The organism is Phyllobacterium sp. CL33Tsu (genome assembly GCF_900113985.1).
Lineage (GTDB): Bacteria > Pseudomonadota > Alphaproteobacteria > Rhizobiales > Rhizobiaceae > Phyllobacterium > Phyllobacterium pellucidum.
Map to the genome: position 1 here is coordinate 158,776 of NZ_FORJ01000002.1, position 24,526 is coordinate 183,301.

Annotated in this window: 24 protein-coding genes and 1 tRNA gene; 9 read left to right on the forward strand and 16 right to left on the reverse strand. The window is 58.0% G+C overall.

Annotation, left to right across the window (positions count from 1 at the left end; translation table 11 throughout):
• Positions 1-49: 49 nt before the first annotated feature.
• Positions 50-135 (reverse strand) — tRNA-Leu (locus BM074_RS10400).
• 148 nt (positions 136-283) lie between these two features.
• Here BM074_RS10400 and BM074_RS10405 point away from each other — a divergent pair.
• The 3 genes from BM074_RS10405 to gpt all read left to right on the forward strand — a co-directional run bounded on the left by BM074_RS10405 (position 284) and on the right by gpt (position 2,631).
• Positions 284-1,036, forward strand: a complete 753-nt coding sequence (locus BM074_RS10405; protein WP_091921797.1) for a competence/damage-inducible protein A — start codon at positions 284-286, stop codon at positions 1,034-1,036.
• Positions 1,037-1,145: 109 nt separating this feature from the next.
• Positions 1,146-1,988 (forward strand): universal stress protein, encoded by an 843-nt coding sequence (locus BM074_RS10410; RefSeq protein ID WP_027231555.1) that lies wholly within the window; start codon positions 1,146-1,148, stop codon positions 1,986-1,988.
• 145 nt (positions 1,989-2,133) lie between these two features.
• Positions 2,134-2,631 (forward strand): xanthine phosphoribosyltransferase, encoded by a 498-nt coding sequence (gpt, locus tag BM074_RS10415; RefSeq protein ID WP_027231556.1) that lies wholly within the window; start codon positions 2,134-2,136, stop codon positions 2,629-2,631.
• 3 nt (positions 2,632-2,634) lie between these two features.
• Here gpt and corA read toward each other — a convergent pair whose 3' ends face one another.
• Complete coding sequence (corA, locus tag BM074_RS10420) at positions 2,635-3,675, reverse strand: magnesium/cobalt transporter CorA (protein ID WP_027231557.1); 1,041 nt, start codon at positions 3,673-3,675, stop codon at positions 2,635-2,637.
• Between the two features lie 243 nt (positions 3,676-3,918).
• Between corA and BM074_RS10425 the strand changes: the two genes are divergently transcribed.
• A complete protein-coding gene (locus tag BM074_RS10425) occupies positions 3,919-4,401 on the forward strand; it encodes an NUDIX hydrolase (RefSeq protein ID WP_027231558.1) in 483 nt (160 codons plus the stop codon).
• 610 nt (positions 4,402-5,011) lie between these two features.
• Complete coding sequence (locus BM074_RS10430; protein ID WP_091921800.1) at positions 5,012-8,809, forward strand: vitamin B12-dependent ribonucleotide reductase; 3,798 nt, start codon at positions 5,012-5,014, stop codon at positions 8,807-8,809.
• 114 nt (positions 8,810-8,923) lie between these two features.
• Here BM074_RS10430 and BM074_RS10435 read toward each other — a convergent pair whose 3' ends face one another.
• Positions 8,924-9,313, reverse strand: a complete 390-nt coding sequence (locus BM074_RS10435; RefSeq protein ID WP_091921802.1) for a nuclear transport factor 2 family protein — start codon at positions 9,311-9,313, stop codon at positions 8,924-8,926.
• Between the two features lie 127 nt (positions 9,314-9,440).
• Complete coding sequence (locus BM074_RS10440) at positions 9,441-9,902, reverse strand: nucleoside deaminase (RefSeq protein ID WP_091921804.1); 462 nt, start codon at positions 9,900-9,902, stop codon at positions 9,441-9,443.
• Positions 9,903-10,134: 232 nt separating this feature from the next.
• Here BM074_RS10440 and BM074_RS10445 point away from each other — a divergent pair, with 232 nt between their 5' ends.
• Positions 10,135-11,262 (forward strand): LCP family protein, encoded by a 1,128-nt coding sequence (locus BM074_RS10445; RefSeq protein WP_139217649.1) that lies wholly within the window; start codon positions 10,135-10,137, stop codon positions 11,260-11,262.
• A gap of 9 nt (positions 11,263-11,271) precedes the next feature.
• Here BM074_RS10445 and arsC read toward each other — a convergent pair whose 3' ends face one another.
• From arsC to BM074_RS10500, 11 genes are all read right to left on the reverse strand, one after another.
• Complete coding sequence (arsC, locus tag BM074_RS10450; RefSeq protein ID WP_091921811.1) at positions 11,272-11,694, reverse strand: arsenate reductase (glutaredoxin); 423 nt, start codon at positions 11,692-11,694, stop codon at positions 11,272-11,274.
• Between the two features lie 80 nt (positions 11,695-11,774).
• Positions 11,775-12,716 (reverse strand): CDF family Co(II)/Ni(II) efflux transporter DmeF, encoded by a 942-nt coding sequence (dmeF, locus tag BM074_RS10455; protein WP_091921813.1) that lies wholly within the window; start codon positions 12,714-12,716, stop codon positions 11,775-11,777.
• Positions 12,713-12,991: a metal/formaldehyde-sensitive transcriptional repressor gene (locus tag BM074_RS10460; RefSeq protein ID WP_091921815.1), complete on the reverse strand. Its 279-nt coding sequence runs from the start codon at positions 12,989-12,991 to the stop codon at positions 12,713-12,715. The genes dmeF and BM074_RS10460 overlap by 4 nt, the downstream gene beginning before the upstream one ends.
• 161 nt (positions 12,992-13,152) lie before the next feature.
• A complete protein-coding gene (phoB, locus tag BM074_RS10465; RefSeq protein WP_027231564.1) occupies positions 13,153-13,839 on the reverse strand; it encodes a phosphate regulon transcriptional regulator PhoB in 687 nt (228 codons plus the stop codon).
• An 18-nt stretch (positions 13,840-13,857) separates the two neighbouring features.
• Entirely contained in the window at positions 13,858-14,583 is a 726-nt protein-coding gene (gene phoU / locus BM074_RS10470) for a phosphate signaling complex protein PhoU (protein WP_027231565.1), read from the reverse strand.
• A 22-nt stretch (positions 14,584-14,605) separates the two neighbouring features.
• Positions 14,606-15,379 (reverse strand): phosphate ABC transporter ATP-binding protein PstB, encoded by a 774-nt coding sequence (pstB, locus tag BM074_RS10475; protein WP_244506641.1) that lies wholly within the window; start codon positions 15,377-15,379, stop codon positions 14,606-14,608.
• 70 nt (positions 15,380-15,449) lie between these two features.
• Positions 15,450-16,766: a phosphate ABC transporter permease PstA gene (gene pstA / locus BM074_RS10480; protein ID WP_091921819.1), complete on the reverse strand. Its 1,317-nt coding sequence runs from the start codon at positions 16,764-16,766 to the stop codon at positions 15,450-15,452.
• Positions 16,763-18,229: a phosphate ABC transporter permease subunit PstC gene (gene pstC / locus BM074_RS10485; protein ID WP_091921821.1), complete on the reverse strand. Its 1,467-nt coding sequence runs from the start codon at positions 18,227-18,229 to the stop codon at positions 16,763-16,765. Before pstC ends, pstA begins: the two co-directional genes overlap by 4 nt.
• 85 nt (positions 18,230-18,314) lie before the next feature.
• A complete protein-coding gene (locus tag BM074_RS10490) occupies positions 18,315-19,358 on the reverse strand; it encodes a PstS family phosphate ABC transporter substrate-binding protein (RefSeq protein ID WP_027231569.1) in 1,044 nt (347 codons plus the stop codon).
• Positions 19,359-19,766: 408 nt separating this feature from the next.
• Complete coding sequence (locus BM074_RS10495; RefSeq protein ID WP_091921823.1) at positions 19,767-20,555, reverse strand: anti-sigma factor family protein; 789 nt, start codon at positions 20,553-20,555, stop codon at positions 19,767-19,769.
• Positions 20,552-21,292 (reverse strand): sigma-70 family RNA polymerase sigma factor, encoded by a 741-nt coding sequence (locus BM074_RS10500; RefSeq protein ID WP_091921825.1) that lies wholly within the window; start codon positions 21,290-21,292, stop codon positions 20,552-20,554. The genes BM074_RS10495 and BM074_RS10500 overlap by 4 nt, the downstream gene beginning before the upstream one ends.
• Before the next feature lie 309 nt (positions 21,293-21,601).
• On the opposite strand from BM074_RS10500, the gene BM074_RS10505 reads away from it, so the two are divergent.
• The 3 genes from BM074_RS10505 (at position 21,602) to BM074_RS10515 (ending at position 23,679) form a co-directional block, all read left to right on the forward strand.
• Entirely contained in the window at positions 21,602-22,576 is a 975-nt protein-coding gene (locus BM074_RS10505; RefSeq protein WP_091921827.1) for an MBL fold metallo-hydrolase, read from the forward strand.
• A gap of 22 nt (positions 22,577-22,598) precedes the next feature.
• Complete coding sequence (locus BM074_RS10510; RefSeq protein ID WP_091921829.1) at positions 22,599-23,054, forward strand: tetratricopeptide repeat protein; 456 nt, start codon at positions 22,599-22,601, stop codon at positions 23,052-23,054.
• Between the two features lie 208 nt (positions 23,055-23,262).
• The gene (locus BM074_RS10515; RefSeq protein WP_139217650.1) at positions 23,263-23,679 is read left to right on the forward strand and encodes a hypothetical protein; all 417 of its coding nucleotides are present in this window, start codon (positions 23,263-23,265) and stop codon (positions 23,677-23,679) included.
• Positions 23,680-23,730: 51 nt separating this feature from the next.
• Here the strand turns inward: BM074_RS10515 and BM074_RS10520 are convergent, their stop codons facing one another.
• Complete coding sequence (locus tag BM074_RS10520) at positions 23,731-24,519, reverse strand: hypothetical protein (protein ID WP_091921833.1); 789 nt, start codon at positions 24,517-24,519, stop codon at positions 23,731-23,733.
• Positions 24,520-24,526 lie beyond the last annotated feature (7 nt).

The window sequence follows — 24,526 nt, forward strand, 5'->3', positions numbered from 1 at the left end:
TGTTGAATACCAAATCCACCCGCCATACCTCGCCTCACGCAAGCGTGCATGGTGCGGACGGCGGGGATCGAACCCGCATGACCTATGGCCGAGGGATTTTAAGTCCCTTGCGTCTACCAGTTTCGCCACGTCCGCGCGCTTTGCTTTTCGACGGTTCAGGCGATTCAGTCAATCGTTGATTTGCCCTCGCCGGCCTTCCAAGGGAAGAGCAACGACGCCCATCGGAAATGGCTTGCCGCAGGCCCCGCCTGCAATTACCGTCGCCGTCCGATAGGAGAATCTGATGCCGAACGAAGTCGTGACCGCTGCCATGCTTGCCATCGGGGATGAATTGCTCTCCGGCCGGACAAAGGACAAGAATATCGGCCATCTCGCCGATATCCTGACGGCGGTCGGCATTGACCTTGAGGAGGTGCGCATCGTTCCAGACGAGCAAGACCGCATCGTCGAGGCGCTGAATGCGCTGCGTGCCCGCTATGACTACGTCTTCACCTCCGGCGGCATCGGTCCGACGCATGACGACATCACCGCCGACGCTATCGCCAAGGCATTCGATGTGCCGTGCGAACATGATGCCAGGGCCATGAAGATCATGGGCGACAATTATGCGGCGCGCGGCATCGAGTTTACCGAAAGCCGCCAGCGCATGGCCCGCATGCCGCGCGGATCGGAGCATATCGCCAATCCGGTTTCAACGGCCCCAGGCTTTCATATCGGCAATGTCTATGTGATGGCGGGCGTTCCATCGGTTTTCCAGGCCATGCTCGATAACGTCTTGCCGACTTTGCGTGTCGGCCAGCAGTTGCTGTCGCGCTCGGTGAATTGCCCGTTTGGCGAAGGAACGATCGCCACTGCCCTGCGCGATATCCAGGCCGCCCATCCCGATACGATCATCGGGTCCTATCCGAAATATGAAAATGACAGGTTCTCGACTGAACTCGTCATCCGGGCTCGCGATAAGGAAAAACTCATCGCTGCGGAAACCGCGGTCAGGAATATGGTCGAGGGCCTGTCGGCGTCGCAGCTTGGACGCTGAGACACATCGAATTGACGCCAGCCTACGGAAAACGCAAAGAAATTCTTGTGTTTAAGGGGTATAATACTGTCAGATGCGCCGAGCGGCGCAAGATATGATGGAGACCACCATGGCATTTCGCACGATCATCGCATTCATTCGCAGCGAACGTGAAGCAAAGAGAGTGATCGATGCCGCAAGACTGATTGCTTCGTCGAGCGAGCGAACCCACATTATTGGTCTCTATACGATCCCCTCGCCGATCGTTTACGCTGATCCTACCGGCTTTGCCGATACGACGCTGTTTGAAGCGCATGAGCAGCGACACAAGGAAAATTCTGAGGCGATTACCAAGCTTTTCAATGCCGAAATGGGGCGCGGCAAGATCAGCCATGAATTTCGCATCGTGCGCTCGGAAAGCAGCAGTCCTTCCGCAGGGGTCACCCAGAGTGCATTGCGCGCCGATATCATCATTGCCGGCCAGCCCGACCCGAACGATCCCGACAGCGTCAACGACGTCACCGATCCGCTTGTGATGGAAAGCGGCCGGCCGGTGCTCTTCGTTCCCTACAAGGTCAGCATCCCGGAACGGATCGACCATGTGGTGCTCGCCTTCAATGGCAAGCGCGAGGCGTCGCGCGCCGCGTTCGATGCGCTTCCCCTGCTTCTCAAGGCGCACTCCGTCGATATCCTGTGGATCGATCCCAAGAAGCCGCTCGATCCCAGCCTCGAAATCCCGGGCACGCCACTTTCCGATGCGTTGCGGCGCCACGGCGTCAACGTCACGCCCCACATCGTCGATTCCCATGGCGAGGCTACCGACAAGGTGTTGCGTCGCCGCATTGCCGAGACCAATGCATCGCTGTTCGTCATGGGTGCCTATAGCCAGTCGCGCCTTAAGGAATGGGTGTTCGGTGGCGTGACCAGTTCGATCATGGCGGACATGCCCTGCCTGACGCTGATGTCGCGCTAGCGCCCGCAATACACATATTTCGAGGACTCGCGATGGGCCAACATCGCATGCCGCTTGCCATCGGCCGGCATTTGCCGCTATTGCGAAATGCATTCCGAGCGGATTTCCGCTATTTTATCGATCCAGCCTTATTGGAGTGCGCGCCATGTCCCTGCCCGACAAAGCTTTTCCGGTCTCCTGGGACCAGTTTCATCGCGACGCGCGCGCCCTCGCCTGGCGCGTTGCCGGGATGCAGCGCGAATGGCGCGCCATGGTCGCGATCACGCGCGGCGGGCTTGTTCCAGCAGCGATCATCTGCCGGGAACTGGGCATAAGGATGATCGAGACAGTCTGCATCGCCTCCTACCATGATTATGACGAGCAGGGCGATCTCAAGGTGCTGAAGGATGTCGATGCGCGGCTCCTCGAAAATGAGGGCGAAGGCATTCTCGTTGTCGACGACCTCACCGATACCGGCAAGACGGCGGCTATCGTTCGCTCGATGATGCCAAAGGCGCATTTCGCCACTGTCTATGCCAAGCCCAAGGGCCGCCCGCTCATCGATACGTTCGTTACGGAAGTCTCGCAGGATACCTGGATCTATTTTCCCTGGGACATGGGCCTGACATATCAGGAACCGATAACCAAGGGACACCGTGGCTGATCGCTAGAGCCAGCCGCTCTTGCGGAACCGCCAGAAGAGAATCAGGCACACGCACAGCATCAGCGCCATGATCCAGTAATAGCCGTTGGGCGAGTCGAGTTCGGGCATGTATTTGAAGTTCATGCCGTAGATCCCGGCAATTGCCGTCGGCACGGCGAGGATTGCCGCCCAGGCAGCGAGCCGCTTGGAAATAATCGTCTCCTGGCTTTGGCCGACAAGCAGGCTCGCCTCGAAGGCGAATGCGAGAACCTCGCGCAAACCGTCGATCTTTTCCTGCACCGTGCGCACATGATCTGTCACATCGCGAAACAAGGGCTGCATCGCAGTCTGTATCTGCGGCAGGTCCGTATTGCTGAGCCGCCCGCATACATCGACCAGCGGACCAATGGCGTTGCGCAGGCGCAAAAGATCGCGCCGAAGCATGTAGAGCCGCTCGAGATCACTGCTGGTCATGGGCTTGGTCAGGACGCGGTCTTCGATCGACTCGACCTCGTCATGGATCGACTCGAGCACCGGCATGTAATTGTCCACGATGAAATCGAGAATGGCGTAGAGGATGAAATCCTCGCCCTTGGCCAGGGCATAGGGCGATGTTTCCCAATGTTGGCGGACGGCCGTATAGGACGTTGAAGGTCCGTGACGGACGCTGACGAGATAGCCCTTACCGACAAAGACATGGGTCTCGCCGAAAGCCACCCGGTTGTCGATGAGTTGTGCTGTGCGCGCCACCACGAATATGGCATCCCCATATTGCTCGAGCTTCGGCCGTTGGTGTGCGTGCTCGGCATCCTCGATCGCAAGGCTATGCAGGCCAAACTGGTTCTGTACCCGGTGCAGGAGTTCGCCGTCAGGCTCGAGCAGCCCGATCCACACCACATGTCCGTCTTTCTTGGACCAGTTGCCCGCCTCATCGATCGGAATATCCGCAATCCGCTTGCCATTGGCGTAAACACACGAGGCAATGACGCTCGAACGGCCGGTGTCCGCGGTCGAAGTGTGCGAATGAGGTAAATCGTGCTCGAAAGACGAATGTTGGGAAACCATTGCACCTCCCATCGCGTTGAACGACAGATTATCGCGTGTAGCGATCCCTTTCCAGTTATCACTTGGTCGTGTGATTGGTTTGCGCTGCAATTAGAATGGTGGAGCGTGAGATTTTTGCACTGCTGTTCAAAAAATCGTCACAAGTGGCGTATAAGCAACCTGTAGTTGGGCCGAAACACTTGTGAATTCGGAGAATCGGTCCACATTAGTAGAAAATAGTAAGACTAAAGTACGAGCGGACCATTGAACGTAACCTACCTGGATGAGATCGTGACCGACAAGCGAATTGAATTGCCAAACGGCAAAATTCGCCAGGTGGCGGCGCTTGTCTATCGTACGAAGAAGAGCAAGACCGAAATCTTGCTGGTTACGAGCCGGGGTACCGGCCGCTGGGTGTTGCCCAAAGGCTGGCCGCAGGTCCGGAAGACTTTCGCTCAATCCGCACGCACCGAAGCCTATGAGGAAGCGGGCGCACGCGGCGATGTCGCGCCCTTCTCCATCGGCACCTACACCTACAAAAAGAGCGACATGTGCGACGGCGAGAATGGCGACTTCATTGTCGACGTTTTTCCGATGCATTTTTCCCGGCAGGAAAAGAACTGGCCGGAGCGCGGCCAGCGCCGCATCGAATGGATGAGCGTCGCCGCAGCAGCAGAATGCGTCGACGAGCCGGAATTGCGCGAGCTCATCGCCAGCTTCGATCCTGCAATCCTGGATCTTCACTAGTTTCAAGCTCGCTGATTTCGCTGACTTGACGATCGTCGTCGTTTTTCGCGACGACTTCCACAGGCGTTTTTTCCGCAAGGTTCTCCCCGTTATCCACATATGTGACACACAAGATATTGCGGTCACAAATATGTAAAAAACTATGCCTTGACGCTCACGCCCGAGTCATTTTTTATGATCGACGGCGTTGCGTTGGTGGCGTGGCCGGCGTGTCTGTTACCGGTCTTCTTACCAGTTTATTCAGGTTTTTCCGCAGCTTGGCCTGTTGTGCCAAGGCGTCGGCGAAGCTGTGCCCGGACGGACAACTTCTTTGCATCTGCTGGCAGATATTTCTTGGGTAAACGGCAATTTAACACTATATTTAGTGTTTACAGGGTAGAGTGAATACCAGATAGTGTGAACGCATCATAAAAGATGAATCACACGACAGGCGTCAAAAAAAGGGCCGCCAGGCCCGGAAATCATGCGGGCGACCGCGCCGATGACGGGTCGAGGAAATTCGGCTGGCTCCAGACCGCTGGAGCCGGATAGGGCGGACATGTGTCCATAGCTGCGCATCTCTTCACAGGGAGCCCGATGGACACTATATATAGAGACAAGGACGAGAGAGATGCGGATAGAACGGCGTTTTACCAAAGACAATCAGTCAGCCTATGCGGACATCGAATTTCGTGTAGCGACGAGTGAGATCAAAAACCCTGATGGATCCGTCGTGTTCCGTCTTGAGAATATCGACGTTCCAGCCCAGTTCAGTCAGGTGGCTGCCGATATTCTGGCGCAGAAATATTTCCGCAAGGCCGGCGTGCCGGCCAAGCTGAAGAAGGTCGAAGAGAACAACGTTCCGTCATGGCTCTGGCGCTCAGTCGCCGACGAAGAGGCGCTCGCGGCATTGCCGGCAGATGCGCGCTATGGCTCGGAAATGGACGCACGCCAGGTCTTCGACCGCCTTGCCGGCACTTGGACCTATTGGGGCTGGAAGGGCAAATACTTCGACAGTGAGGAAGATGCCCTCGCCTTCCGTGACGAACTTGCCTACATGCTCGCGACCCAGCGCGTCGCGCCCAATTCCCCGCAATGGTTCAACACCGGCCTGCATTGGGCCTATGGCATCGATGGTCCCGGCCAGGGTCATTATTATGTCGATCCCGAAACCGGCAAGCTGACAAAATCAAAGTCCGCCTACGAGCATCCGCAACCGCATGCCTGCTTTATCCAGTCTGTCGCCGACGATCTCGTCAATGAAGGCGGCATCATGGATTTGTGGGTGCGCGAGGCGCGCCTGTTCAAATATGGCTCGGGCACCGGCTCGAACTTCTCCTATCTGCGCGGCGAAGGCGAAAAGCTTTCGGGCGGCGGCCGCTCATCCGGCCTGATGTCGTTCCTGAAAATCGGCGACCGCGCTGCCGGCGCCATCAAGTCGGGCGGCACGACGCGCCGCGCCGCTAAGATGGTCGTCGTTGACGTCGATCATCCGGATATCGAGGAATATATCGACTGGAAGGTCAAGGAAGAGCAGAAGGTCGCCGCGCTTGTAACCGGCTCGAAGATCGTTCGCCAGCACCTGACCGCGATCATGAAGGCTTGCGTCAATTGCGAGGCCGACAATGGCGATTGCTACGACCCGACCAAGAATCCGGCGTTGAAGCGCGAGATCAAGGCCGCGAAGAAGAACCAGGTTCCGGAAAACTATATCCAGCGGGTCATTCAGTTTGCCCGGCAGGGTTATACGGACATCGACTTCAAGACCTACGATACGGATTGGGATTCGGAAGCCTATCTCACCGTTGCCGGCCAGAACTCCAACAATTCGGTTTCGCTGAAGGATGAGTTCCTGCGCGCGGTCGAAGGTGATGGCAACTGGAACCTGACTGCCCGCAAGGACGGCAAGGTTATGAAGACGCTGAAAGCTCGCGACCTCTGGGAAAAGATCGGCTACGCCGCATGGGCCTCGGCTGATCCGGGCCTGCATTTCAACACGACCATGAATGATTGGCATACCTGCCCTGCGGCAGGCCCGATCCGCGCGTCAAATCCGTGCTCGGAATATATGTTCCTTGACGATACGGCCTGCAACCTCGCCTCGATCAACCTCCTCACCTATCGCGGGAAGGACGGAAAGTTCGACGTCGTCGGCTACGAGCATACGGCCCGTCTATGGACCATCGTCCTCGAAATCTCGGTGATGATGGCGCAGTTCCCTTCGAAGGAGATCGCACGGCTCTCCTACGAATACCGCACGCTCGGCCTCGGCTATGCCAATATCGGCGGCCTGCTGATGACCTCCGGCATTCCTTATGACAGCGCTGAAGGCCGCGCCATCGGCGGTGCCCTCACCGCGATCATGACCGGCGTTGCCTATGCGACATCCGCCGAAATGGCGAAGGAGCTCGGCACTTTCCCGGGCTATGCGCCGAATGCCGCCAACATGCTGCGCGTCATTCGCAACCATCGCCGCGCTGCCCATGGCGAAACCCAAGGCTACGAGGCACTTTCGGTAAACCCGGTCGCCCTGATCGCCACCGACTGCCCCGATCAGGACCTGATTGCCCACGCGAAATCCGCCTGGGACCAGGCCTTGGCGCTCGGCGAGAAGCATGGCTATCGCAACGCCCAGGCAACCGTCATCGCACCGACCGGCACGATCGGCCTTGTCATGGATTGCGACACCACCGGTATCGAGCCCGATTTCGCCCTGGTGAAATTCAAGAAGCTTGCCGGTGGCGGCTACTTCAAGATCATCAACCGCGCCGTACCGGAAGCCCTGCGCACGCTCGGCTATACGGAAAGCCAGATTGCCGAGATCGAGGCCTATGCCGTTGGTCATGGCAATCTCAACCAGGCGCCCGGCATCAATCCCGGCTCGCTGAGGGCGAAGGGATTTACCGACGAGATCATCGCAACGTTGAACACTGCGCTGAAGTCGGCCTTCGACATCAAGTTCGCCTTCAACAAGTGGACGCTGGGTGAAGATTTTGCCAGGAACGCTCTCGGTTTCACCGACGAGCAGCTCAACGATATTTCCTTTGAGATGCTGCCGGCTCTCGGCTTCTCGAAGAAGGAAATCGAAGCCGCCAATATCCATGTCTGCGGTGCAATGACGCTCGAAGGCGCCCCCTTCCTGAAGGAAGAGCACTATCCGGTGTTCGATTGCGCCAATCCCTGCGGCAAGGTCGGCAAGCGTTTCCTCTCGGTCGACAGCCACATTCGCATGATGGCCGCCGCCCAGCCGTTCATTTCCGGCGCGATCTCGAAGACGATCAACATGCCGAATGAAGCAACGGTCGACGATTGCAAGTCCGCCTACATGCTCTCGTGGAAGCTGGCGCTCAAGGCAAACGCACTCTATCGCGACGGTTCCAAGCTTTCGCAGCCGCTCAATTCCTCGCTTATCGCCGATGAGGACGAGGATGAGGACGATGCAGTCGAGGCGCTGATCGAGGCACCAACCGCGGCACGCGCCGTGCAGGTTACCGAAAAGATCGTCGAGCGCATCGTCGAGAAATATATCCATGACCGCGAGAAGCTGCCCAACCGGCGCAAGGGCTACACGCAGAAGGCAGTTGTCGGCGGCCACAAGGTCTACCTGCGTACCGGCGAATTCGACGATGGCCGTCTCGGCGAAATCTTCATCGACATGCACAAGGAAGGCGCCGCCTTCCGTGCAATGATGAACAACTTCGCCATCGCCATCTCGCTCGGCCTGCAATATGGCGTGCCGCTCGAGGAATATGTGGAAGCCTTCACTTTCACCAAGTTCGAGCCGGCTGGCATGGTTCAGGGCAATGATGCGATCAAGAACGCAACATCGATCCTCGATTATGTCTTCCGCGAGCTTGCCGTTTCCTATCTCGACCGTCACGACCTCGCCCATGTCGATCAGTCCGACTTCTCGAACACTTCGCTCGGGCGTGGTATTTCCGAAGGCAAGGCGGAACCGGTATCGAAGGGCCTGACGCGCGGCGCTTCGCTGAAAGTGGTCTCGCCGGGCAAGGCGGATCCAAAGGGTTTTAGCAATGCAGGGGGTCAGGGTGCGGTAAGCGCTCCGAAGGCAGCTGCGTCATCAAATGTCACGACCCTTGCCGCCCGCTCCGCCGTCGCCGTCGCTGCCAAACCGGCCATCGCCGCAGTCAGCGAGGAATCCTCGGCCTTCAAGCGCGATTATGAAGAACGCGCCAAGGGCGAGGCCGAGGCCAGCGCCGCTTCCGCGCTCTTCGAGAACGAGGATGCAGAAGGTGCCGCCGAGGAAGCGAAGGCCGAAGCAAAGAAAATCATGTCGGACCGGCGCATCAAGTCGATGATGCAGGGCTATACCGGCGACAACTGCTCAGAGTGCTCGAACTTCACGATGGTGCGCAACGGCACCTGCCTGAAGTGCGACACATGCGGCGCAACCAGCGGCTGTAGCTGATAAGCGCAGCGCGCATTGTCCGGCACAATCAGCTGGACAATGTTCAAGACAAGCAAATTCATCTCCGGTCGTTTTCACGGCCGGAGATGAAATTTTCAACTGAACAGGTTCGTGCTACTTCAGAAACGTCTCGCTGTGCGCGTGACACTCCCAACCATTTGATCCGCGAATCCAAACCGAGCTATCTGCGGCCCGCATTTTCTGCGATTTGCCATTCATCGTTACATTCTGCTCGACCGTGTAGGCGATAAGCGCGACATCAGGCGACGGCGTCGAAACCTCGACATCTGCGAATTCATAGGATTTCAGGCTCCAGTTGCCGTCCTCGGTCATCTGGCCCATTTTCTTTTTGCCGATGCGCATCACACCTTGGGCGCCGGTTACGAGTGCCGGATCCGCCGACAGTTCCGCGGTGCGGCCGCCGTCTTTCGCCTTCATCGCATCCCAATAGGATTTTTCGAGAGCTACGATGTCATCCTTCGTTGGCATACTGCGAGCTGTCATGGCCTCGTCCTCCGATGGTGTATCATCGAAAAACGCTCAGTGATGCCCCAGGTTCCCGCTACCGTCGCTCTGCGGGTATTCCGCCTTCTCAGGACAAGACCCGCAGCCCTTGCAGATGACGCGGATATCAGCGCTTTTGGTTGTCCTGCCAAACTTGATACAGCTTACCATCGCCCACGGGCGAATGCGCATATGACAGCCCCGCTTGCTGGTCGATTGGTTTCGCCAACTCTTTTGCTATGACGGCCGTAGAGAGGCCGAACGGTTCTGCCTGTTCATTGGAATAAGCGAACTTGATATCGCCAATACCGGCCATTCGCATCGCTGCTAGGCACATGGGACACGGTTGGCCGCTTGCGTAGACCGAGCAGCCGTCCAGACGTGGGGATTGCAATGCAAGCCCGGCAGCACGCAGGGCCAGAAGCTCGGCATGTGCTGTTGGATCGTTGTCGGCCTGAATCCGGTTGACGCCGCGCGCGATGACCTTGCCGTCCTTGACGACCACGGCCCCGAAAGGACGGCCGCCGCTTTTTGCATTGTCCAGTGCAAGGGCGATCGCTTCTTCGAGAAATTGATTGATGTCCGTCATAGTGCGGTAGCGCCTTCCTTCAATTCGCGCCCTCAGCATAGTCGTTCTGCCGTGTGTCGCAACGGCTTGGCCATCTCCTTGCGGCGTTCGCACGCTCTTTGCATGGCAAAGGTCTTGTTCGAATTCTCTGGCATTCGCGTTGTTGCTTGTGCGATGCGCATCGTTAAAACGGAAATGTTAGTTGGCTTGGCCCGGATAATGATTACCTTGGCTTGTTCTACTGGAGAATTTTGTGAGTGACGGATTGATCAACAGCGCGCCGAAGCCTGAGGGCGATCCTCAACGACGCCGGCGGCTGCATTTGCTGCTCGCTTCCGTCACTTGCCTGATGCTTGTAATCCTGCTTGCCATTTGCGGCATGTATTGGAAGTTCACGAGCAATCTGCGGCACTTCGAGGTTGCTGAAGCCGACCTCGGCAATCGCCGCCCGGCCAAGGCATCGCCTGATGCACTCAACATCCTGATCGTGGGTTCGGACCAGCAAACCGTTTCCGTCGCCAACCCCGGCGAGCGCAGCGACATCCTCATGCTTGCGCATCTTTCGGCCGATCGCAGCGAGTTGAATGTCGTGAGCTTCCCGCGCGACCTGCTCGTTCCCCTTCCCGCCTGTTCCGGCCGCGAGGGCCTGCCCGGCCAGCGGGCGCACCTCGGCATGATCAACTCATCGTTCATGTTCGGAGGCATCAGCTGCACCTGGAAGACCGTCGAAACCCTGACGGGCATAAAGATCGATCACGTGATCAAGGTTGATTTTAGCGGATTCAGGCGGATTGTGGAGGCCATCGGCGGCGTCGAATACTGTATTTCCGAACCAATCCACGACAAGCTTGCCGGGCTGGACCTCGCTGCGGGATGCCAGACCCTCAATGGCGAAGAAGCGCTAGGCTACGTGCGCGCCCGCTACAGCATAGGCGACGGCACCGATATCGGACGCATTCATCGTCAGCATGAATTCTTTGGTGCCATGGCTCAAAAATTGCTCGGAGCGCAATTGGCGAACCCTGTGCGGGTCTTCAGCTTTATGGATGCCGCGACGAAATCCGTCATCACCGACCCGGGTTTCAGTCCCGGCGTGATGCGGGAACTCGCCTTCGCCGTCCAGCATCTTTCGTCTGAAAATATTCACTTCATCACCATGCCATGGCACTATTCGACGGCATCCCCCGGACGGGTCGAATGGGTCGAAAAGCCTGCAAAGCGGCTTTTCCGCTCGATAGCCGCCGATAAATCCCTGATGGATACTGAGTTCACGCGGGCCAAGATCGGCGAGCCGCAAGATTCCACGACCAAGCCCTGCGGCGCCAGCCGCGTCGACCACTGCGCCGAAATTTCGCAGGCCGATGGCGTTGCTCGTCCATAACATCGAGGCTCAGCGGATGCGAGTGCCCGAGCTGTCGATAACGACCTCACCATCCTCCTTGGAAAACGGGCCCTTCTGCGCATCTGGCAGGATCTCAAGCACAATTTCTGAAGGGCGGCTGAGGCGCACGCCTCTTTCGGTCACGACGAAAGGACGTTCGATGAGGATTGGATTGGCCATCATCGCGTCGAGAAGCGCATCGTCGTCCAGCGAAGCATTGTCGAGGCCAAGCTCGACATAGGGCGTACCTTTTTGGCGCAAGGCCTGGCGCACGCTAAGACCAGCCCGGCTGATCATTTCCTTCAGGGTTTCCCGGCTCGGCGGCGTCTTGAGATATTCCACGATCACCGGCTCGATCCCTGCATTGCGGATCATGGCGAGGGTATTACGCGAGGTACCGCATTTCGGGTTGTGGTAAATCGTGACGGTCATCACATGGGCTCCCGGCTATTCGAACGTTCGTCGCACGTGGGGTCTTCAAAGCTCAGCGTGTGACACACCCGAATCGAAATTTACGCGGCCTTCGGCTCTACCTCAACGGTCACATGCGACAACTCATGGATATGTGCGAGTTTGGCACGATAGGACGACGGCGCTTTCGGATCGTCGCTCAAAAGCGAAACAATGGCACCGTGATGCCCCGGGCCAAGCTGCCAGACGTGCAGGTCGGTAATCACGTCGCCCTCCTTTTCGATGGCGCCACGTATTTCATCAGGCAGGTCTTCACCCTGAGGGACATAGTCGAGCAACACGCCGCCCGCATCGCGGATGAGACCCCATGACCATCTGGCGATAACAAGAGCACCGACAATTCCCATGGCCGGATCGAGCCAAAGCCAGCCGTAAATGCTGCCCGCGAGAAGGGCGATGATGGCGAGGACGGACGTCAGCGCATCGGCAAGAACGTGCAGATAGGCGGCACGCAAATTATGATCGTGACCGTGGTGATGATGGTTATCGCCATGGTGACCGTGGTGATGATGGCTATGGTCGTCGCGCAAGAGCCAGGCACAAACAAGGTTGACGGCAAGGCCAAGCACGGCAACGGAGATCGCCTGCGGAAAACTGATCGAGATCGGGTTGGCAAGGCGTAGGAAACTCTCCCAGCCGATCAGCAGTGCAATAAGCGCGAGGATCACAGCGCTGGCAAAACCTGCGAGATCGCCGAATTTTCCCGTGCCGAAGGTGAAACGCGGATTGCTGGCATTCTTCCTTGCATAGAGATAGGCCAACGCCGCGATCAGCATCGCGGCAGCATGTGTCGACATATGCCAGCCATCGGCGACAAGCGCCATCGAGCCGAAAACCGTTCCCGCCACGATCTCCGCAACCATCATCGTCGCGGTCAGCGCGATCACAAACCAGGTGCGTCGTTCGTTGCGCTCGTGATCGTCACCCAGAAACACATGAGCATGCGTGCCTTGAGGCAAATGGATCGCGTGATCGTGGCTCATTTCAGATACATCCTTACAACGTCGATGAGATCCACGGCGCCCTTGGCGCGTTCGCTGTCCGTCTCGGTGCCGGGATCGACGACGTGCATGCGAATATGATCTTCGATGAGTTCACCCATCAGGCCGTTTACCGCCCCGCGCACCGACGCCACCAGGTTCAAAATGTCGCCGCAAGGCATTTCCGCTTCGAGCGCACGCTCGACGGCCTCCATCTGCCCCTTGAGGCGACGGATCCTTGCGAGGAGTTTTGATTTTTCCTTCGTAGTGTGAGACATAATATAGCCCCCTACCCTATATTTGTGTAAATTTCAAGTCCAGGACACCCGAGGACTGAGGGTTTAAGGACATTCTCGGCGGACTACAAAATACCAAAAGGCGTCGCATCAGCCATCTAGCGCTGATGCGACGCCCTTGTTAGAACCGCAATAATTGAGAATCAGCCGAACGAATAGCCGGCGCCACGTACGGTGCGGATCGGATCTATCGAACGTCCGATATTGATCGCCTTGCGCAGGCGACCAACGTGGACGTCAACTGTGCGATCATCGACATAGATGTCCGCACCCCAGACATTATCGAGCAACTGGCCGCGCGAAAAGACTCGTCCGGGTGACTGCATGAGGAATTCGAGCAGCCGAAACTCCGTCGGGCCAAGTTTTAGCTCGCGCTCCTTGCGGAAAACGCGGTGCTGTTCGCGGTCGAGCTTGAGATCGCCGAAGCTCAGCACGTGCGAAAGCAGGCTCGGATTGACGCGGCGGAGCATGGATTTGATGCGCGCCAGGAGTTCAGGCGTCGAAAACGGCTTGACCATGTAGTCGTCGGCACCGGTCGAAAGGCCGCGAACGCGTTCGCTTTCCTCGCCGCGGGCGGTGAGCATGATGATTGGCAGGATTTCGGTCTCGCGCCGCGCCCGCAGGCGGCGGCAGAGTTCGATGCCCGACAGGCCGGGCAGCATCCAGTCGAGGATCAGAAGATCCGGAACGTTCTCGCGCAGCGCAATTTCCGCTTCGTCGCCACGTGCGATCGTCTCGACAACATAGCCTTCAGCTTCAAGATTGTACCGGAGGAGGACGCTCAGGGCTTCCTCGTCCTCCACAACGGTGATTTTGGGAGCTATTGCCATATCAAGCCTTCAGTTGAATTAGGACTCGGTCGTTTCATCCACAATAATAGTATGTGTCTGGTCTTCCTTGGGACGTTCCGCCGGCAGTTGCGAACCGGTAACAATGTAATAGACTGTCTCGGCAATATTGGTGGCGTGGTCGCCTATGCGCTCGATATTCTTGGCGCAGAACAAAAGATGCGTACAGGCGGAAATGTTGCGCGGATCTTCCATCATGTAGGTCAGCAATTCGCGGAACAGCGACGTATAGAGCGCGTCGATTTCGTCGTCGCGTTCGCGCACAATGTTCACCTGCTGTACCGAGCGCGTCGCATAGGCGTCGAGCACGTCCTTCAGCTGCGTCAAGGCAAGTTCGGCGATTGTCTGCAAGCCGCGGTAGACCGAGAGCGTCTGGCGGGTATCGGTCACGGCAACGACGCGCTTGGCAATGTTCTTGCCGAGATCGCCGATACGCTCGAGATCGGAGGAAATGCGGATCGTCCCGATGACTTCACGCAGGTCGATCGCCATCGGCTGGCGCTTGCCGATGATGGTAATGGCCTTTTCATCGATCTCGCGCTGACCGGCGTCGAGGATCAGATCGTCCGAAATAACGCGCTGCGCCAGCGCATTGTCGGAATTGACCATGGCGGCGACCGCCTGTTCGACCATGCGTTCGGCATGACCACCCATCTCGGCGATCTTGTGCGTCAGGAACTTCAGTTCGTCATCGTAAGAGCGCACAGTGTGCTGCAACTCGGTCATGTGCTTTGTCCTCGTTCCTGCGTCAGCCGAAGCGTCCGGTGATATAGTCCTGGGTGCGCTTCTCGGTGGGGCTTGTGAACATCATTTCCGTATCGCCGACCTCGACAAGATTGCCGAGATGGAACATGGCCGTGCGCTGCGAAACGCGCGCTGCCTGCTGCATCGAGTGGGTAACGATGACGATGGTGTAGTTTTCGCGCAATTCATCGATCAGTTCCTCCACCTTTGCGGTGGCGATCGGATCAAGCGCCGAGCACGGCTCGTCCATGAGGATCACTTCCGGACTGACGGCGATGGCGCGGGCAATGCACAGGCGCTGCTGCTGGCCGCCGGAAAGTCCGGTGCCTGCCTCATGCAGGCGATCCTTCACCTCATCGAAAAGGCTGGCGCGGCGCAGGCTTTTCTCAACGATTTCATCAAGTTCGTGGCGACCCTTCGCGAGCCCGTGAATGCGCGGGCCATAGGCGACGTTCTCGAAAATAGACTTCGGAAAAGGATTGGGCTTCTGGAACACCATGCCCACCCGGGCGCGCAGCTCGACAACGTCGATCTTAGGATTGTAGATATCCTCGTCATCGAGCGTGATCTTGCCGCCGATCTTACAGCCTTCGATGGTGTCGTTCATGCGGTTGAGACTGCGCAGGAATGTCGACTTGCCGCAGCCCGAAGGGCCGATCAGCGCCGTGACCATCTTTTCCGGCACGTCGAGGCTGACACCGAACAAGGCCTGCTTGTCGCCGTAGTGAACAGTGACTTCCTTGCCTTGCATTTTGATTGCGTTGGGCTGGGCGCTCATCTTGTCGTTTACCGCCTTTTCGAGATTTCGTTCCGTCATAAGGTTCATAACTAGGTCCTCTCTCGAACAGTTACCAGCGGCGCTCGAAGCGGCGACGCAGAAGGATGGCCGTGATGTTCATGACCGCGAGGAAGAGAAGCAGCACGATGATAGCACCGGACGTCCGCTCGACGAAGGCGCGCTCCGCTTCGTTGGCCCACATGTAGATTTGCACGGGCAATGCCGTCGAAGGATCGAGCGGCGTTACCGGATTGTTGGCGACGAAAGCCACCATGCCGATCAAAAGCAGCGGCGCGGTCTCGCCGAGGGCATGCGCCAGGCCGATGATGGTACCGGTCAGAATGCCGGGTGCGGCGAGCGGCAGGACGTGATGGAAAACCATCTGCGTCTTCGATGCGCCAATGCCAAGCGCCGCCGCGCGGATGGACGGGGGTACGGCACGCAGCGCGGCGCGCGTCGCGATAATGATTGTCGGCAGCGTCATCAGCGTCAGCACGAGACCGCCGACCAGCGATGCCGAGCGCGGCATATGCAGGAAGTTGATGAAGACTGCGAGGCCGAGCAGACCGAAGACGATCGACGGGACCGCCGCAAGATTATTGATGTTGACCTCGATAATATCGGTCAGGCGGTTCTTCTTGGCGTATTCCTCAAGATAGATCGAGGCGGCAACGCCGATGGGCAGCGAGAGGCCGAGCACGATCAGCATCATATAGAGCGAACCGATGAGGGCGACGCTGAGACCCGAAGTTTCAGGACGGCTTGACGCGCCATAGGTGAAGAGACCGGTGTTGAAGCGCTGGGCCATGGCGCCGTCAGCCTTCAGCTTGTTCATCCATTCGACCTGCTTGTCCGAAACCTTGCGGCGCGACTGGTCGACGCTCAGATCGATCTGTCCCTTGAACGCGGAGTCGATGTCGGCGCCCGTCAGCACCCAGACATTCTGGGTAGTGCCGATGAGATTGGGATTTGCAACGACGAGCTCACGCAACTGGCCGCGCACGCCATCGGAGAAAAGCTTCCCAAGTTCGCGCAGGCCGGGCTTGTCGGTCTGGGCGACCCCGAGCTTTTCCGCCAGTGAATTACGGGCGAGAACGGGATAATTGGCGGTCAGAAGCACGTTCGGATCGGTGGCACGCTTATTGTCCGGATCGATGATCTTCGGATCGAGATTGATCGCAAGATTGACCTCGGTCTGCCAGAATGCGGTGTAGCCGTTGGAGAACACGGAGAACAGCAGCGCAATGAGGAAGAAGATGCCGATCGCGATCGCTGCGATGCCATAAATCTTGAACCGGCGTTCGGCAGCGTAGCGGCGCTTTAATCCAATGTCTCGCCGGGCGGGACGTGCCGATGCAGCAGCGGGATTGAGGGCTATGTCGGTCATTCGTACTGCTCCCGATACTTGCGGACGATGTAGAGCGCGAAAATGTTCATGCCCAGCGTGATGAAGAAGAGCGTGAGACCGAGAGCAAAGGCCACGAGGGTTTGCGGCGAATTGAACTCAAGGTCTCCCGTCAGCTGGTTGACGATCTTGACGGTGATCGTCGTCATCGCCTCGAACGGATTGATGTTGAGATTGGCGGCAACGCCGGCTGCGAGCACGACGATCATCGTTTCGCCGATGGCGCGTGATGCCGTCAGGAGCAGCGCGCCGACAATGCCTGGCAGCGCGGCGGGCAGTACGACGCGGCGGATCGTTTCCGAACGGGTCGAGCCGAGCCCGAGCGATCCGTCACGCAGCGACTGCGGTACGGCCGTGATGATGTCGTCGGAAAGCGACGAGACGAACGGGATCAGCATGACGCCCATGACGATGCCGGCGGTGAGCACGCTCTGCGCCTGGATGAAGGCATAGCCGCCGGAAAGCGCCGCGCTGAGGTCGCGCAGGAACGGTCCGACGGTGACGAGCGCGAAGAAGCCGTAGACGATGGTCGGGATGCCGGCGAGCACTTCGAGCAGCGGCTTGACGACCGAGCGCACGCCGCGGCTCGCATATTCAGCCATGTAGATGGCCGAGAAGAGGCCGACCGGGACAGCGAAAAGCATGGCGACGAAGGCGATGTAGAGCGTGCCGGCAAGGAGCGGGATCAGTCCGAACTGGCCTTGCGATCCGCCTGAGCCGGCCGCGGCAAAGCGCGGATCCCATACGGTGCCGAAGAAGAAGCTTGCCGGCGAGACCGACTGGAAAAAGGTGAGCGTCTGGAACAACATCGACAGGATAATGCCGACGGTTGTCAGAATGGCGATTGTGGAGGCAGCGAGCAGGGCACCGAGGATGACGCGCTCGACATTGTTGCGTGCCCTCGCCCGAACATGAACGCCGGACAGGCCATAAAGTGCGCCGCCGACCGCCAGAAGGAGGGCCATGATGCCGCCGATATAATTCGCGCGCTGGGTGTTCTTGTTCCACTCAACGGCGATCGGGATCATATAGTCCTGACCGTCGGGCGCGAGCGCCACACCCTTGGCTGAAAGCAGCGGGCGCAACTCGGCGAAGGTCTGCGGCAGATTTGTCACCTCATCGGCCGTCAGTTTCCCGAGACCGCGGGCAATGCCGCTGACCATGCCGAGTTCGAGGCTTTGGCTGGCGATGACGGTGTCAGCCGTGCGGACCGGCAGTTCTGCAATCGCGGAGCGCTCCAGGTAGATATTGGTCGCGCCGGCCCAGATGACCAGGAACAGGATCGCTGGCAACGCGGAAGCCAGGAATACCCACCATGCATGGTAATGCGGCAAGGAGTGCGGCTTTACGCTTCCGTCATTCTTGCTGACAGCGCGCTGGCGCCCAAGGAAGTATCCGATAACGCCGATCGCAAGGACAATGACAAACACCAATGACGTGGACATCAAGCTTTCCCCGATCTGTCCTGTAATTCAGTTTGAATTCGAAACGGGACAGGGGCGGCTCGCGCCGCCCCTGTACCTCAGGAATTTAGTTCTTCATCGTGGTTCCGGCGGCGAACGCGTCGCGCTGGGCCTTACGTTCTGCTTCCGGAGCCGGTACGAGACCGTATTCGGCAAGCGGGCTGTCTTCGCCGATCATCTGATCGCTGAGGAAGAAGTCGACATATTCCTTCAGGCCCGGAATAACGCCGAGATGCGCCTTCTTGACGTAGAAGAACAGCGGACGCGAAACGGGATACTTGCCCGAAGCGATCGTCTCGGTGCTCGGCACAACGTCCGAAACCGTCGCGACTTTCAGCTTGTCGGCATTGTTCTCATAAAAAGCGAGGCCGAATACGCCAACGCCGGTCTTGTTGGCGTCGATGCGGGCGAGCGTCTCGGGATAGTCGCCGTCGATATCGATGGCCTTGCCGTCCTTGCGGATCTTGACGCAGGCAGCAGCCGAAGCCTTCTCGTCGAGGCCGAGCTTCTTGATTGCGTCAGCAGCGCCGGAAGCCTTGCAGCCGCCCGTCATCAGCTTCTCTTCGAAAACTTCACGGGTGCCGTGCTTTTCGCCGGGGATATACGCTGCAATGTCCCAATCCGGAAGGTTCGGGTTGACCTGGTTCCATTTGGTATTCGGATTGTCTACGAGCTTGCCGTCAACAACGATCTGAGCGGCGAGAGCGGTGTAGATGTCCTTCGGGACGATCTTCCAGTCCGGACCCTTGATGTCGGTGGCGAAAACGATGCCGTCATAGCCGATGCGGATTTCTTCAACGTCCTTAACGCCAGCGTCCACGCACGACTTCAGCTCGGTGTCCTTGATCGGGCGCGAAGAGTTGGCAATGTCGATCGTGTCTTCGCCGACGCCCTTGCAGAATTCCTTGATGCCTGCGCCAGAACCACCGGATTCAACTACCGGCGTCTTGAAGTTCGGGAAGGTCTCACCGAACGTTTCGGCAACAATCTTGGCATAGGGCAGCACGGTCGAGGAGCCAGAAACCTGAATCTGGTCGCGGGCAGATGCACCCACCGTCGATGCGGCCACCGCAATTGCAAGCACTGCGGCCGTGGAAATTAGCTTGTTCATAGGAGCAGCTCCTGTTGGTTTAATTCGTGTGACGCCTCTAACGTCGGCTGCGGTCTATAGAAGCTTTATTACAGTCATATGACAGCATTGTAACAGTTATGTTGCAGGGGTTGCGCCGGCTCGCATCAACCACCTGAATCGAAAATCACACTGAAACCAAAACCTTATGAGTCTACTGAATTGGGTGTAGATGGGCGCAATCGAATATGATCAATGATTCCAGCAGCTTCTCCCGATAAAATTGCGACAGGTGGCGACAAGCCGGCCAGGTTCCGTGACAACAGGAACTTAGCCAGCTTAACATGCCCCGTCACGCTCGAAAGTATCGCTAAATTCTCCGGGCCCGCAATAAGGCCGTCACAATCGTGTACGCGCCGCTGAGGGCATCAAAAAGAGTGGGCGAACGTTCTAGCCCGATTTCGCGACAGCATTGGCAAATAGCTCGCGAAACACTCGAAGGTCGGAGGGATTGACGTCGGAAATCGCCCAAAACGTCAGGCCGTCCTCATACCATTTGATCAGATTATACCCTTCCCGCACGCTTTCGCTGCCTGCCGCTGGTGCGGATGGCCACACGAACACGTTGATAACATGGGCGTTGCGTCGGTAGACGAGCGCTGCGACGACCTTGCCGTCAATGTAGTCCATCCGGCCGCCGACGAGGGGAAAGCCATGCGCCGAAAGATCGACCACCGGCGGCGAATAATCGACCTTCCCGTTGAACCACGGCTTTACGGTGTGCTGGTCTGAGGTCAGCACGTCGGTCAGATGGCTGACCATCAGGGAGCGGACATGGCTGGCGAGGATTTGATCCTGCAGCGACGTGTGCGTCTGCGGCAGCGAGAAGACCAAGAAGAGGCTCGCCGCCAGGGCGGCAAAGGAAGGAATATAGCTCCAGCGCTTGGTGAATTGCAGCAACCGCGTAGCCCAGTGGTTGGCTTGCGCGCGCGCCCCGCTTTGCTCGTGCGTAATCGCTGCGAGAATTGTCTCGCGAACCTGCGGCGGCATCGCCCACCGAACATTGTCCTGGGACATCATGTGCTTCAGCGATCGGACGTTGTCGAGTTCCCTTGCACAGTTCGCGCAGGTATGGAGATGCTCTTCGAATGCGAGAGCATGGACCGCATCGAGTTCGTCATCGATATAACCGTGCATCATTACAAACCAGTCCGGGCAGGCGTGAGAGGTCTTGCTCATTTTGCGACCTCCTCATCGCCGTTCTCGTTGCGCCAGCACCGGCCGAATTCCCGTCGTGCCCGGGCGAGCCGCGACATCACGGTTCCAATCGGCACATCGATGATATCGGCGATCTGGCGGTAGGAAAGCTGTTCGAGTTCGCGCAAAACCAGTATTTCCCGCAGGTCGTCGGCGAGCGCGTTGATGATTGAGCGAACCCGCTTCGATTCGGACGCGCGGATAAGCACGTCTTCCGGCGTATCTTCCTCCGACGCTATGTCGGACGCCTCGGCTCCGGCTTCGTCGGAATGCGCATTTTCGGCAAGAGGCGCCTCGAACCGGCGCTTGCGGCCCCGCTCCTGCTGCCACGCAAAGTAGCAGTTCCTGACGATTGCAAATATCCAGGCGCGGGCATCGCCGCCGAGATAGCCGTCGAAATTGCGATAAGCCCGCAAAAAGGCATCCTGGACTATATCCTGCGCGGCATCGCTATCGCGGCTGAGATAGCGTGCGAAATTATAGGCCGCGTCCAGTTGCGGAAGCATGAGTTGGTTGAAGCGGGCCGAACGGGCCTCGTCCACGATAGGCGTTCTTGCAGTTGCCGACGAAACCATAAGCAGTGTGGTATTCGCCCGTGGCTTAAAACCACGGTCGCCCGCACTCCTGAAATCCAATAGCCCGGAAAGCCATGTGAAGGCCGGATTTTGCGGCAGCAAAGTCGATGTAAGCGCCATGCGCATGCCTCGTACAATTGTCATTTTTGCCTACTGAACATCGGGCGGCAAAAGCCGCATTCATCAGGTAGATCGTTCTGCCGCGTGAAATATTCTCCACATCGATGATTTTTTTGAGACGCCCTCGGTTTTGGCTGGGCCGAAAATGCCGGCGTGACCTCCCTCTTTCGAAAAAACCAAATATATTCATTTCAATTCAAAGACTTGATGGATTTTTCGACTTAGAGCGAGAATAAAATCGCCTTCCATTCAGTCTCCTTGTGCAGCGGATCGAACAGTCGAACGGACAAAGTTCTCCGCCCGGAATGAACCATTCACGAAGGAGACGAGCACATGTTTGATATTACACGCCGCACAGTCCTTGGAGCGGCCGCCTCGGCCACCGCCTTCGGCCTCGCGCGCAAATTGGAAGTCACCCTGCCCGCGCGTGCCGAAGCGCAAGTTGAGCCGGCAACCGGCTTCTACAAATACACGGTCGGATCCATTGAAGTGACCGCCATCTATGACGGCATCTGGCGCAAGCCGCACGATCCGGCGTTCATCAAGAACGCTTCCGTCGATGAGACGAAGCAAGCACTGGCGAAGGCCGGGCTTACTACCGATTTCATGCCGATACCGCTCACCGTCGTCGTCCTCAAGGTGGGTGACCGCCTGATCATGATGGATGCAGGCTCGGGCGTCGGCCAGTGGCAGGCCAACGCAACGCATCTGCCGGCAAATATGAAAGCGGCGGGCATCGACTATACCAAGATCGATACGTTGATGATTTCGCACTTCCATCCCGACCACGTCTGGGGACTCATGGAAAAGCAAACCAACGCCCCAATCTTCCCCAATGCCGAAATCATCGTCAATGACGCCGAGTATCAGTGGTGGACGGACCCCGGCCGGGTCGACAAGCTGGCCGAGGGCCGCAAAGCAGCAGGACGGCGCATCGCCTCGGTGTTCCCCACCTGGAAGAACTGGAACCGCGTCGAGAATGGAGCCGAGGTAACCTCCGGCATTCAGATGATCGCCGCACCCGGCCACACGCCCGGACATTCGGTCTTCCTCGTCACCTCGGGCAATGAGCAACTGATGGTGTCGGCCGACACGATGTACGTGCCCGCATTGCTGGCGCCGCATCCGGAGTGGCAGGGGAGCTATGATCAGGACGGTCCCATGGCGATCGCTACCCGGCACAAGCTTATCGACCGCGTCATCGCTGACAACATCAAGATCTGCGGGTCGCACTTCCCGTTTCCGGGATCGGGAACATTCGTAAAGGACGGCAACGCCTATGCCTTTACCCCGACCGTTCAAGCCTGACCAAACAAAGGAGCATGAAATTATGATCAAGCACGTACTTATCGGCCTGCTGACATTCGCCGCCACCACGGCTTTCACGCCGCTGGGTTCAATAACGCCAGCCTACGCGGTCGACAACATCGAGCCCGACCCCACGGTTGACCTTACCTCGGTTCGCGCGAAGATCGATGCAAAGGACTATGCCGGTGCTTTGGCCGAGCTTCGCGACCTGGCCGAGACCGACCAGCAGGCTGATGTCTACAACCTCCTCGGGTTCACCTTGCGCAAGACCGGCGACTTCGACACCGCCCTCACCTATTACGACAAGGCATTGCAACTTGAACCGGATCATAAGGGCGCCCACGAATATCTCGGCGAGCTCTATGTCGAGACCGGCAAGATGGACAAGGCGCAGGAACAGCTTGCCTCACTGACCAAGCTATGTCCGGCTGGTTGCGAAGAACTGGATGATCTGCGCAACTTCATTGCGTCGAGGTGAACCAACGACGCGGGGGTTACTTGCCGCCCGCGACGTGCGCCGACCGCATTTTTCCGTCGCGATATATGCAACCATTCCTTGCAGTAAATGAGCCGGAAGCCGTTGACATGGTTGGCATTCCGTAGCCGTATATCGACTGGCAGCGCCAAGTCCGGCAAGAACTCGGATCCCTATCGCGCCACCACTAAAACAAATCGGAGTGAACTCGATGACGGGTAGAATGAGCAAGGTCGCGCTCTTGAGCAGTGTGATCAGCCTTTGCATGGCAACGGGCGTGATGGCTGCGACGATAAAGGAACTGCAGGGGGCCTGGACTATGGACGGCACCAAATGCGAGGACACCTTCACCAAGAAGGGCAAGTCGACGGTCTTCAAGGACCGAACGGCGTCAACGTCCACCGGGTTGCTGGTTACGGGAAGCAAGGTCGCAGGGCCCAACGCGATCTGCACAACAAAGAGCGTTCGCAAGCAGAAGGACCGGGTTTCGGCCAATCTCAGCTGCGTCGACTCGATGATCCAGAATGACATGACGGTCACGTTCAAGATCGTCGACGCAAAGACTTTCCAGCGTTACGATCCGTTCGGCGACAATATGTATGTCACCTACCAGAAGTGCGACATGTGAATAGACAAGGGCTCGCCGCTATAATGCGGCGAGCCCTTTGACGTTTCCTGATCAGAAATGCAAGACGACGCCGAGGATCGGGCCCTGCTGGACAACGTCGAAAACAAAACCGTCATCACTGTAGTCGACCCCGAGGGCACGATAGCCGGCTACGGCCGATACCTTCTCGTTGAACGAATAGCCGATGCCGCCTGCAACGTCCCAATCAAGGTTTGCCTGGCCGCCACCAACCAGGCCCCAGCCTGTTAGATAGATATTGTTGGTAAGCGAATATTTGCCGCGCACGCCGGCAAGCGCATCAACCCATGTAGCACTGTCGCTTCGATCGACGCCGTCAAGTATGCCGCCGTTGAATGAAATCTCAGTCTTGGCGTACCAGAGACGGGCGGCTGCGACGAGATCCAGATTGCCTCGGTCGTTTTGCAGCACCGAATAGCCGCCGCCGAGCAGGCCGGCGAACGTTTCGGAAGACACACCGACGCTATCCGCCAATATTCCTCGCGGCGTCCCCGATGCGTCTGAAATCTTGCTGTAGATCACGTCGCCAAAAATGCTGTACCGGTCGTAGCGCGCTTCCCCGATTGTCATCGCGGCAAAGTCGAGCTCGTCCCAGATATCGCTGAAACTCATATCCGTGTGTACGGGCGGGAGGCCGAAGACGCCAGTATCGCCGGACATTCCCGCAGCCCAGAAGTAGGGACTGACCGCGAAGGTCCAGCCGTCCTTCTCGACCTGGTTCACTTCCGGCGCCATGGCGGAGTAAATATCAGCGGCGCGTACCGGGCTGGCGGCGAGCAGACCCGCAGCCAGTACGGACACAAGTGCGATAGGATTTTTCATGTCATTC

Excerpts from the sequence above, each read along its gene's own strand:
- BM074_RS10500 (WP_091921825.1), bottom strand. The coding sequence starts at position 21,292 with ATGACAATTGTACGAGGCATGCGCATGGCGCTTACATCGACTTTGCTG.
- BM074_RS10440 (WP_091921804.1), bottom strand. The coding sequence starts at position 9,902 with ATGACGGACATCAATCAATTTCTCGAAGAAGCGATCGCCCTTGCACTG.
- pstB (WP_244506641.1), bottom strand. The coding sequence starts at position 15,379 with ATGAGCGCCCAGCCCAACGCAATCAAAATGCAAGGCAAGGAAGTCACT.
- BM074_RS10435 (WP_091921802.1), bottom strand. The coding sequence starts at position 9,313 with ATGACAGCTCGCAGTATGCCAACGAAGGATGACATCGTAGCTCTCGAA.
- BM074_RS10520 (WP_091921833.1), bottom strand. The coding sequence starts at position 24,519 with ATGAAAAATCCTATCGCACTTGTGTCCGTACTGGCTGCGGGTCTGCTC.
- BM074_RS10430 (WP_091921800.1), top strand. The coding sequence starts at position 5,012 with ATGCGGATAGAACGGCGTTTTACCAAAGACAATCAGTCAGCCTATGCG.
- arsC (WP_091921811.1), bottom strand. The coding sequence starts at position 11,694 with ATGACCGTCACGATTTACCACAACCCGAAATGCGGTACCTCGCGTAAT.
- BM074_RS10490 (WP_027231569.1), bottom strand. The coding sequence starts at position 19,358 with ATGAACAAGCTAATTTCCACGGCCGCAGTGCTTGCAATTGCGGTGGCC.
- gpt (WP_027231556.1), top strand. The coding sequence starts at position 2,134 with ATGTCCCTGCCCGACAAAGCTTTTCCGGTCTCCTGGGACCAGTTTCAT.
- BM074_RS10515 (WP_139217650.1), top strand. The coding sequence starts at position 23,263 with ATGACGGGTAGAATGAGCAAGGTCGCGCTCTTGAGCAGTGTGATCAGC.
- pstC (WP_091921821.1), bottom strand. The coding sequence starts at position 18,229 with ATGTCCACGTCATTGGTGTTTGTCATTGTCCTTGCGATCGGCGTTATC.
- phoU (WP_027231565.1), bottom strand. The coding sequence starts at position 14,583 with ATGACCGAGTTGCAGCACACTGTGCGCTCTTACGATGACGAACTGAAG.
- BM074_RS10505 (WP_091921827.1), top strand. The coding sequence starts at position 21,602 with ATGTTTGATATTACACGCCGCACAGTCCTTGGAGCGGCCGCCTCGGCC.
- BM074_RS10510 (WP_091921829.1), top strand. The coding sequence starts at position 22,599 with ATGATCAAGCACGTACTTATCGGCCTGCTGACATTCGCCGCCACCACG.
- BM074_RS10460 (WP_091921815.1), bottom strand. The coding sequence starts at position 12,991 with ATGTCTCACACTACGAAGGAAAAATCAAAACTCCTCGCAAGGATCCGT.
- phoB (WP_027231564.1), bottom strand. The coding sequence starts at position 13,839 with ATGGCAATAGCTCCCAAAATCACCGTTGTGGAGGACGAGGAAGCCCTG.
- BM074_RS10410 (WP_027231555.1), top strand. The coding sequence starts at position 1,146 with ATGGCATTTCGCACGATCATCGCATTCATTCGCAGCGAACGTGAAGCA.
- BM074_RS10405 (WP_091921797.1), top strand. The coding sequence starts at position 284 with ATGCCGAACGAAGTCGTGACCGCTGCCATGCTTGCCATCGGGGATGAA.
- BM074_RS10495 (WP_091921823.1), bottom strand. The coding sequence starts at position 20,555 with ATGAGCAAGACCTCTCACGCCTGCCCGGACTGGTTTGTAATGATGCAC.
- pstA (WP_091921819.1), bottom strand. The coding sequence starts at position 16,766 with ATGACCGACATAGCCCTCAATCCCGCTGCTGCATCGGCACGTCCCGCC.
- dmeF (WP_091921813.1), bottom strand. The coding sequence starts at position 12,716 with ATGAGCCACGATCACGCGATCCATTTGCCTCAAGGCACGCATGCTCAT.
- corA (WP_027231557.1), bottom strand. The coding sequence starts at position 3,675 with ATGGTTTCCCAACATTCGTCTTTCGAGCACGATTTACCTCATTCGCAC.